Source organism: Porcipelethomonas sp., assembly GCF_051893655.1.
Lineage (GTDB): Bacteria > Bacillota > Clostridia > Oscillospirales > Ruminococcaceae > Porcipelethomonas.
The window spans coordinates 1-9852 of sequence record NZ_JBJFHN010000094.1; the positions used below are offsets into that span (position 1 = coordinate 1).

Here is a 9852-nt window from a genome sequence, read left to right on the forward strand (position 1 = left end):
AAATCCTCAAAATAAAAAATACCAAAGCCTAATATTATAATTATTTTATTATATATATGTCTTAATACAAGTGGTATTTTCTTCATTTTCTTTTTGCCCACAAGGGTTTCTAAAAAAATAAACAGTCCGAAATACAATCCCCAGATTATATAATTCCAGCTTGCACCATGCCACAAACCAGTACAGAACCAGACAAGAAATAAACCACCATATTTTCTCCTTTTACCGAAAATCGGAACATACAGTAAATAATCACGGAAAAAAGTACTTAAAGAAATGTGCCATCTCTGCCAGAATTCAGAAACATCCTTGCAAATAAACGGATAATTAAAATTTTCATTAAAATGAAATCCGAAAATTCTGCCCATTCCAATAGCCATATCCGAATAACCTGAAAAATCATAATATATCTGTAAAGCATATAAAGCTGCTCCCAGCCATGTACCGGCAATAGAAACATTTTTCATATCTCCGCCGAACAATGAATCAACAACTGTACTGAGATTATTGGCAATTATAACTTTTTTTGCAAGACCAATTGCCAGGCGTGAAAATCCGTTATACAAGTCATCTAATGTAGTTTTTCTTGAGTCAATTTCAGATTCTATAGTACTGTATCTGACAATCGGACCTGCAACCAGCTGCGGAAAAAGTGAAACATACATTAAAAATTTTGGAAAGCTTTTCTGAACATCAACATTTTCCCAATAACAATCTATTATATAGGAAATCATTTGAAATGTAAAAAAGCTTATACCAATAGGAAGCCGAATTTCAGGTACAGGTATGTGCAAATGTGTTATAGCATTAATATTTTCTACTATAAATCCACTATATTTAAATATTACAAGTATAAGGACATCAAAAATCAAAGCAACTATCAATGATGCCTTTGCTCCAGGTTTATTTTTATATTTATCAATAAAAAGACCTAATAAATAATTTACTGCCGCACTTATTACAAGAAGAAATACACATAAAGGTTCTCCCCAGGCATAAAAAAACAAAGAAAAAATCAAAAGGACAATATTTCTGTTTCTTATATTTTTAGCGGCAGCATAAACTATTACGCATACAGGTAAAAAAAGGTAAAGAAAAAAGAGACTTGAAAATACCATAATCTACTCCATTATTTTGTTAATTTAAGTATAGTTTTTTTTAAAATATTAGTATAAATCAAACAAATCAAACAAATCAAAGCGATAAAATTGTTAATATATTTTATTATATTTTTTTTTTAAATCATAAAAAATATAACCATTTATATTATACAGCATAAAAACTACCCTTGCAACAGTACAAATAAATTTTTACAGTTTCAACAAATTTCGACACAATTTACAATAAAATAAGTTCATTACGCACATGATTATAATAAAAATAAAAGCGGACATAAAGTCCGCTTCAATATTATTCATCTGCGTTTTCCCAGTTATGATAAACATTCTGAACATCATCGTTATCCTCAAGATGTTCAAGCAAAAGATTCATTTTCTTTATCTGATCCTCATCTGTCAATGTCGTATATGTAGAAGGAATCTGATCAATTTCAGCTGATACAACCTTATAACCCTTTGAAGTCAGTCCCTCTCTGAGTGCACTAAGGTCAGAAGGTTCACATGAAAGTTCAATAACCTCATCTTCAACTGTCATATCATCAGCACCAAATTCAAATGCGTCTTCCATAATAGTATCTTCATCCACACCATTGTTTTCAACTATCACAATACCTTTTTTTGAAAACATAAATGAAACGCATCCGCTTGTACCAAGATTTCCGCCGAATTTATCAAAATAATGACGAACATCTCCGGCTGTTCTGTTTTTATTATCTGTAAGACACTCTACAATTACAGCTACTCCATTAGGGCCATATCCCTCATAAACCATAGTTTCATAGTTATTTTTATCACCGCCGCCGGCAGCTTTTTTTATGACTCTTTCAATATTGTCATTAGGCACATTATTTGATTTTGCCTTTGCAATCAGATCACGAAGCTTTGAATTGCTGTTAGGATCAGGACCGCCTTCCTTTACGCAGACAGTAATTTCACGTCCGATTTTTGTGAAAATTTTACCTTTGGCAGCATCAGTAGCTTCCTTTTTTCTTTTTATATTATTCCATTTTGAATGTCCTGACATTATAGGTCACACTCCTAAATAAATTTTACGATATAACAAATTCTTCCATTTCCCATATTATCCGGAAAAGCTCATTAATACGGTCATGTCTTTCCAGAAGATGAAGATACCCGAATAAGCATTCCAAAGCCGTAGCTTTTCTGTAATCAGCAGCACTTGCATGTTTGGGTACTGTATTTCCTGTTGCATTGCGTCCTCTTTTAACGATTGCCATTTCCTTTTCATCAAGAACAGGCATTATTTTCTCAAGAGCTGCTGCCTGATAAGATGCACATACTCTGGAAATCTTAAGAGAATGAAGCTTGGCAGCAGGGAGATTTGCTGCTAAAAGAATTTCCCTGCGTACCAGCAGTTCATAAACACTGTCTCCCAGAAATGCCAATGCAAGAGGACTATATAAATTTACTTCTTTTTCAGTTAACTGTCTGTTCATTATACTACCTGACATAATCAAATTCAAATCCCATAATATTAACGGTATCGCCTTCATTAATACCCATACTTTCCAGCTTGTCTATAATTCCGCTTTTGCGAAGGACCTGCTGAAAATACTGAAGAGAAGAATAATCATCCATATTTATTGTACGCATTATCGGATCAAGCCATTTTGCATCAACAAAATAGATATTGCCTTCCTTTTCAATTTCAAATTTGGTATTTGACAATGCCTTTTCTTCAATTTCTTCCTGAGTAATAGGTTCAGGCTTATATTCTCTAACCGGCGGCAGTTTTTCAAGTTCCCCTGCGACAGCGTTTATGAGTTCCTTTGTACCATGAGTTGTAGCCGCAGAAATCACAAAAAATTTCATACCTTTTTCTTCAATAAAATTTTTAAGACGATTTATCTGTTCTTCATCAGCCATATCGCATTTATTTGCAGCAACAATCTGAGGACACTTTGCAAGATCCTCACTGAAATTTTGAAGTTCAGCATTAATTATATCAAAATCCTCAATAGGATCTCTTCCCTCAGTACCGGAAACATCCAGCACATGTACAATAAGTCTGCATCTTTCAACATGTCTTAAAAATTCATGTCCCAGACCAACTCCGTCACTGGCGCCTTCAATAAGTCCGGGAATATCCGCCATTACAAATGATTTTTCTTCATTTACTTTTACTACTCCAAGTACAGGAGTAAGTGTTGTAAAGTGATAATTTGCAATTTTTGGCTTTGCAGCACTGACAGCGGAGATCAGTGTAGATTTTCCTACATTTGGAAATCCCACAAGACCAACATCTGCAATAAGCTTTAATTCCAGACTGATATCAAACTCCTCGCCGGGATATCCGGGTTTTGCAAACCTTGGAATCTGACGAGTTGAAGTAGCAAAATTGCAGTTTCCTCTTCCTCCGTTTCCTCCCCTTGCAAGAACCTGAGGCTCGTCGGTAGAAATATCCGCCATAATACGTCCGGTATCTGCATTTCTGATAATCGTCCCTCTCGGAACTTTTATAATAAGATCCGGAGCACTTTTTCCGGTACACCGTTTAGCACCGCCGTTCTGACCGTTTTCAGCAACATATTTTCTTTTATATCTGAAATCAATAAGAGATGAAAAATTATCATCTGCAACAAAAATTACATCTCCGCCTTTTCCGCCGTTACCGCCGTCAGGTCCGCCGGCTGCAACATACTTTTCTCTGTGAAATGAGATTGCACCGTCTCCGCCGTTTCCTGCTTTAATTTTTATTTTTGCCTTATCAACAAACATTTTCCACCTCATACATTCCGGAATCTATATTGCTTAAGTCTTATAAAACAAAATCCCAAGCCAACAAGCCCGGGATTTTAAATTAACCGAAGTCAACTGATTACTGTTCTGCGTAAACGCTTACCTTTTTACGGTCACGTCCAACACGTTCAAACTTTACTCTGCCGTCAACCTTAGCAAATAATGTATCATCAGAACCGATACCTACACCCTCACCCGGATGAATATGTGTACCTCTCTGGCGAACTAAAATATTTCCAGCAACTACAAACTGACCGTCTGCTCTCTTAACACCAAGTCTCTTAGATTCTGAATCACGACCGTTCTTTGTAGAACCTGAACCTTTTTTATGAGCAAAGAACTGCATACTGATCTTAAGCATGTCTTACACCTCCGTAAATTTCATCTTTATTGTTCCGTTAAATTCCCGTGAAATTTCCCTTATCTGCAATTCAAGACCTTTATAGAGCCTGATGAGATTTTCATCTCCGGGAAAATCAGTTTTTAAAGCAACTGTATCCTCATAAGCAGAAACATCAGCCTTATATCCGAACATTTCTGTTATAAGGTTTGCTGTAAGCATAACAGCCGATGATACGCTTGCACAGACTATATCTCTGCCCTTGTCATCATATCCGGCATGTCCTGTTACTTTAAAACCGGTTATATTGCCGTTTTTCTTAAAAAATTCAGCAATAATCATAAATTATGCCTTGATAGCTTCGATTTTTACCTGTGTGTAAGGCTGTCTGTGACCCTGCTTTTTCTTTTCACCCTTCTTTGGCTTATAAGTAAAAACAGTAATTTTCTTAGCCTTGCCGTTTTTCAAAACCTTAGCTTCAACCACAGCGTTTTCAACATAAGGAGCACCAACTGTCAGACCATTGTCTGTTCCTACTGCAACTACCTTGTCGAAATTAACTGTCTGGTCAGCTTCTGCGTTAAGCTTTTCAATAAAAAGAGTATCTCCCTCTTTTACCTGATACTGCTTACCGCCTGTTTCAATAACTGCGTACATTTTCCGGCACCTGCCTTTTCTATAAAACTCGCTGCGTTACGGTGCTGTAAAAGCACAGCTTCAAAACCGTACACATGCGGCTGAAAATTATTTTATCACATTTTTACAAATATGTCAAGAGTTTTTTATTGAATTATTTATGAGAATTTGCAAGTTCTCTTGCAATTGCCGCAGCGTCCCTTACATTTATAACTCCGTCGCCATTATAGTCAGCACATGATGGCAGCTCTGAGACAAGTCCTTTAGCGAGTTTCTGAGCGATAAATGCGGCATCTCTGACATTCATTTTGCCGTCACCGTTAGCATCACCGTCTACAGAAACCGGAATAATCGGAAGTTCATTGTCACTTGTTGTATCACTTACAGAAGTTGTTACACAAGCAGTTGTCTGTACAGTTGTGGAAACTGCCGATGATGTAGTAGAATCAGATGTTTTCTCCGTTGCTTTTGTTGATGCTGTTGTTACTGTTGTTTCCGTAGTTGTTACTGCTGTTGTAACTGCCGGAGTAGTTGTTTCAGGTTCCTTATCCAGTGCTACAAAGTTTTTGCCATATTGTTCAGCAAAAGCATAGGCTGTTGAACCTGTATAACCATAAATCGTTTCCTTGTTTCCTGATTTATATTCATAATCAGGACCTTCTGGTTCAGTAATATCTTCGTAATATGCATATATTGATTTATCGTCATGAAAAACACAATCACGGCTCTCAATTGTCACATCAAGAGAACATCCTACACATGAGTATATGCAAAATGAATTATCACCTATATATTTGATACTATCAGGCAGCGTTATATCAACATAAACACTATTATACCCATAATCAACGTCAAAAAAACGGTCTGCTATTCCAACTGTTCCATCAGCAATATTAATATTAAAATCAATATTGATATATGATGATGTATCTGATGACAAATCATCCTCCAGACCAACTGCCCAGCAATCAACGTAGTTTATTCCATTCTTTGTTTCAACAGCACCGCAGTTATAAAATGCATTTTCACCAATTGAAGTTACACTTTCCGGTATTGTAATATTCTGAAGATTTTCACAGCCGCTGAATGCAGTGCTTTCGATTCTTTCTACGCCGTCCGGTATAGAATAATCTGTTCTTTCATTTCCCTGAGGATATTTAATAAGTGTTGTCTTATCTTTATTAAACAATACTCCGTCTTCACTGCTATAATTTTCATTATCCTCAGAAACAATAATATTTTTAAGCTTCTGACAGCTGAAAGTAGATAAATTTGTAACACTTGCCGGAACTACAATTTCCTCCAGATAGATCGGATAATAAAAAGCACATGCATTTGTTACGCCATCAGGAATTTCATAGGAAATATCTGTTTTTGCCCTAGGATATACTTCCATTACAGTACCGGTTCTATCGAAAAGTACACCGTCTATACTTTCATATTCTGAATATTCAGAATTAATTTCAGCAAGAATACTGCTGTCTCTTAAATCATAAGTATAATCTTCAATACTAACAATATATTTGCCGTATATATCTCCCGGTATTGTAAGCTTCGGTGATGATATTTCAAATCCTATTATTGCAACATTATTGTTATCTATTTCCTCATATTCAATAATATTGTCATTTTCGTCATAATAATAATTATTATACGCATTAACGTTCAGATTTGGTGTTCCCACAAAAGCACTAACACAAAGCATTGCCGATGTCACCATACATAAAAGTTTCTTATTAAATCTCATAGTATTCTCTCCTTTTTACTTATACTGATACAAAGCCACATTTTCAAATCCGTCAAGCAGGCTGTCAAGACGCTTGAACGCCTGAACTGTTCCCCTTGCAACGCATCCCATAGGGTCTTTAGCTATATTGCATTTCACGCCCAGAGTTCTGTTTATAAGCTTGTCGATACCGCCGAGCAAAGCTCCGCCGCCTGTGAGAATTATACCATTTTCATATATATCACCAACAAGCTCCGGCGGAGTATCCTCCAGAAGATTTCTTATTGTATCCACAATTTCAAATACCTCGTCTTCAATAGCGTCAAATACTTCAAGCTCACTTATATTTATCATTTCTGGCAATCCTTTAAGAAGATTGCGTCCGCCGATATTCATTCTTACATCATCATTCGGATCATAAAGATTTGTAAGTTCTTTTTTAATGGTTTCCGCAGTTCTGTCACCTATAAGAAGCTTATGTCTTTTCTGAACATATCTTATAATTGCCTGATCAATCATATTTCCGGCAACCTTTATTGAACGTGATGTAACAACACCATTCATGGAAACCACAGCAACATCTGTAGTTCCTCCGCCGATATCCACAACAAGATGTCCCCTTGCCTTAGACATATTTATTCCTGCTCCCAGCATTGCCGCAATAGGCTCCTGAATAAGATAAACCTTTCTTGAGCCTGCATTCATTGCCGCTTCAACAACAGCCCTGCTTTCAACATCTGTAATAAACGACGGAACGCAGATGACAATCCTGGGTTTTACCAGTCTGTAACCGCTTGCCTTTCTTACAAATTCACGAATAAGGCATTGAGTCATTTCATCATCTGAAATAACACCGCAGGAAAGCGGTCTTATAACCGATATGTAATCCGGGGATTTTCCCACCATACGATACGCCTTTTTGCCTACCGCAAGAATTTTATTTGTCCTCTTGTTTACTGCAATAACAGATGGCTCATTTAAAACTACTCCCTTGCCGTTAACCGCCATTACAATATTTGCTGTACCTAAATCAATTCCGATATCCTGTGCCATTTTTTAACCTTCCTTTTTAAGTTTTGTTGTTGCTCCTGCGGCTGCATAAACACTGTCAGCTCCCCTGCTCTTCAAAAGCTGTGCACACTTGTTGACAGTACTTCCGGTAGTAATAACATCATCGCATAAAATAATACGTTTCCCGGTAAGAGTTACATTGTTTATACAAAACGCCGAAACGTTTTTATGTCGCTGTTCAATATTCAGACTATGCTGAACCTCAGAACTATTCTTATATAAAATGTCATTTTTTATGTCAATTCCGGTTTTATCCGAAATTTCTTTCGCTATAACTTCCGCCTGATTATATCCCCTCTCCCTTAATCCTTCCTTTGACATGGGAACGGGAATAATAAAATCTGCATTCTGCATGATAATGTCAGCAGATATTTTTTGAGCAAGCATATTTCCAAGGAAATTACCGAATTCCTTATGACCGTCCTTTAAGGACAATATTCCTGTTCTGACTTCATTTTCATAGAAAAAGCAGACTGCGGCTCTGTCATAATAAATATTTTCAGAGCATATACATTCAAGCTTTCCGCATACCGGACATATTCCGTCCGCTGTGAATTTATCCAGACTTTCTTTGCATTTCTGACATATATTACTGTCAAAGCTTATAAATTCACTGCAAATAGGACATCTGTTCGGAAAAATCAGATCCAGAATAAAGCTCTTTATTTTATTCATGAGACTTCATCTCATCTTTTAGCATAGCCGTAAGACAGGTGTACCTGTTTGTACGTTTGTTGTTTGAGACCATCTTTGCCACTACCTCCTCTGAACCTATTATAATAAGGAGTTTTTTGGCTCTTGTCACTGCCGTATAAAGAAGATTTCTGTAAAACAGCTTTTCAAATCCTCCCATAAGCGGCATAATTACTGCTTCAAACTCACTGCCCTGGCTCTTATGAACTGTAATCGCATAGGCAAGTTCCAGCTGGTTAAGCATTTCAAAAGTGTATACAGCAATTCTTCCGTCAAATGATACAACTGCCTCCATGCGCTGTCTGTTAATACTCAGAATTTTTCCTATATCACCGTTGTAAATACCTGCTCCCTGTTCGCCGTCCTTTGACCATACTATGTCATAATTATTTTTGGTCTGCATTATTTTATCTCCCTCACGGAAAGTATAAATAACAGACTTGACTTCCTTTTTCATAGTATCCGGAGGATTAAGACTTGCCTGAAGTGCCTTGTTAAGCTCAATAACTCCCGTAACGCCCTTTCTGGAGGGTGAAATAATCTGAATATCATCCACAGGAGAATAATTATAAGCTTTAGGAAGACGTGTTTTTGCAAGATCTATAAGAAGATTTATTGCAAGCTCCGGCTGAGAACGCCTGAAGAAAAAGAAATCGTTGTTCTTCTGTGTCAGGTCAGGCATTTCGCCCCGTACAATTTTGTGTGCGTTTGTAACTATACAGCTTTTTTCTGCCTGACGGAAAATTTCCTTAAGCTCTATTACCGGGATACACTTGCTGTCAATAAGACTTTTAAGCAGATTTCCTGCTCCTACAGATGGAAGCTGATCTCCGTCGCCTACCATAACAAGACGGCAGTTAAGTTTTAAAGCTCTTAAAAAGCTTTCAAACAAAAGCACATCTACCATTGACATCTCATCTACAACTACAACATCACATTCAAGCGGATCACTTTCATCATGCTTGAATTTAAGCTTTCCTCCGGCGTCAAACTCTACCTCAAGAAGACGGTGTATAGTCCTGGCTTCTCTTCCGGTAAGGTCAGACATACGCTTTGCAGCTCTGCCTGTGGGGGCAGCAAGCATAACAGATTCGCCTTTTTTTTCATAAAGTGAAATTATAGCGTTAAGAGTGGTAGTTTTACCTGTACCCGGTCCGCCGGTAAGAATCATAATACCTCGTGACAGAGCTGTTGTTATTGCCTTTCTCTGAAGAGTTTCATAATGTATATTATTCTGCTCCTCTTCTATATCAATAAGCTTTTCGTAATCATAATCATCAGGACTCGAAAACGCCTGCATAACTCCGATACGTCCGGCAATATAGCTTTCAGCATAATAATAATCATCCAGATATACAAAACCCCTGTCATTTTTTATGTATTCAAAAATTTTCTGTTCGTCAATCAGTTCATTATATACATCATAGAAATCCGACTGCCCGATGTTTAAGTATCTGCATGCCAGTTTCTCAAATGAATCAATAGGGATACAGGAATGACCGGCATTG

General features: G+C 36.9%; 11 protein-coding genes. All 11 read right to left on the minus strand.

The annotated features are described in order from the left end of the window. The coding region (locus ACI4WO_RS05465) for an MBOAT family O-acyltransferase (protein ID WP_439806555.1) at nucleotides 1-1118 on the minus strand (1118 nt) is incomplete at its 3' end. A 292-nt stretch (nucleotides 1119-1410) separates the two neighbouring features. Beyond that, nucleotides 1411-2142 (minus strand): YebC/PmpR family DNA-binding transcriptional regulator, encoded by a 732-nt coding sequence (locus ACI4WO_RS05470; RefSeq protein WP_439806556.1) that lies wholly within the window; start codon nucleotides 2140-2142, stop codon nucleotides 1411-1413. A gap of 25 nt (nucleotides 2143-2167) precedes the next feature. Next, nucleotides 2168-2575, minus strand: a complete 408-nt coding sequence (locus ACI4WO_RS05475) for a Mini-ribonuclease 3 (protein ID WP_439806557.1) — start codon at nucleotides 2573-2575, stop codon at nucleotides 2168-2170. 4 nt (nucleotides 2576-2579) lie between these two features. Further along, entirely contained in the window at nucleotides 2580-3857 is a 1278-nt protein-coding gene (gene obgE, locus ACI4WO_RS05480) for a GTPase ObgE (RefSeq protein WP_439806558.1), read from the minus strand. 100 nt (nucleotides 3858-3957) lie between these two features. Then, nucleotides 3958-4239, minus strand: coding sequence for a 50S ribosomal protein L27 (gene rpmA, locus ACI4WO_RS05485; RefSeq protein WP_177497201.1), 282 nt, complete (start codon nucleotides 4237-4239; stop codon nucleotides 3958-3960). A gap of 3 nt (nucleotides 4240-4242) precedes the next feature. Continuing rightward, nucleotides 4243-4560: a ribosomal-processing cysteine protease Prp gene (locus ACI4WO_RS05490; protein ID WP_439806559.1), complete on the minus strand. Its 318-nt coding sequence runs from the start codon at nucleotides 4558-4560 to the stop codon at nucleotides 4243-4245. 3 nt (nucleotides 4561-4563) lie between these two features. Beyond that, a complete protein-coding gene (gene rplU, locus ACI4WO_RS05495; RefSeq protein ID WP_439806560.1) occupies nucleotides 4564-4875 on the minus strand; it encodes a 50S ribosomal protein L21 in 312 nt (103 codons plus the stop codon). 133 nt (nucleotides 4876-5008) lie between these two features. Next, nucleotides 5009-6601, minus strand: a complete 1593-nt coding sequence (locus ACI4WO_RS05500) for a leucine-rich repeat protein (RefSeq protein ID WP_439806561.1) — start codon at nucleotides 6599-6601, stop codon at nucleotides 5009-5011. Nucleotides 6602-6616: 15 nt separating this feature from the next. Then, entirely contained in the window at nucleotides 6617-7633 is a 1017-nt protein-coding gene (locus tag ACI4WO_RS05505) for a rod shape-determining protein (RefSeq protein WP_439806562.1), read from the minus strand. 3 nt (nucleotides 7634-7636) lie between these two features. Next, the gene (locus ACI4WO_RS05510; protein WP_439806563.1) at nucleotides 7637-8326 is read right to left on the minus strand and encodes a ComF family protein; all 690 of its coding nucleotides are present in this window, start codon (nucleotides 8324-8326) and stop codon (nucleotides 7637-7639) included. Further along, nucleotides 8319-9852 (minus strand): SF1B family DNA helicase RecD2 (recD2, locus tag ACI4WO_RS05515; RefSeq protein ID WP_439806564.1); only part of this gene is annotated, 1534 nt, incomplete at its 5' end. The genes ACI4WO_RS05510 and recD2, both read right to left, overlap by 8 nt.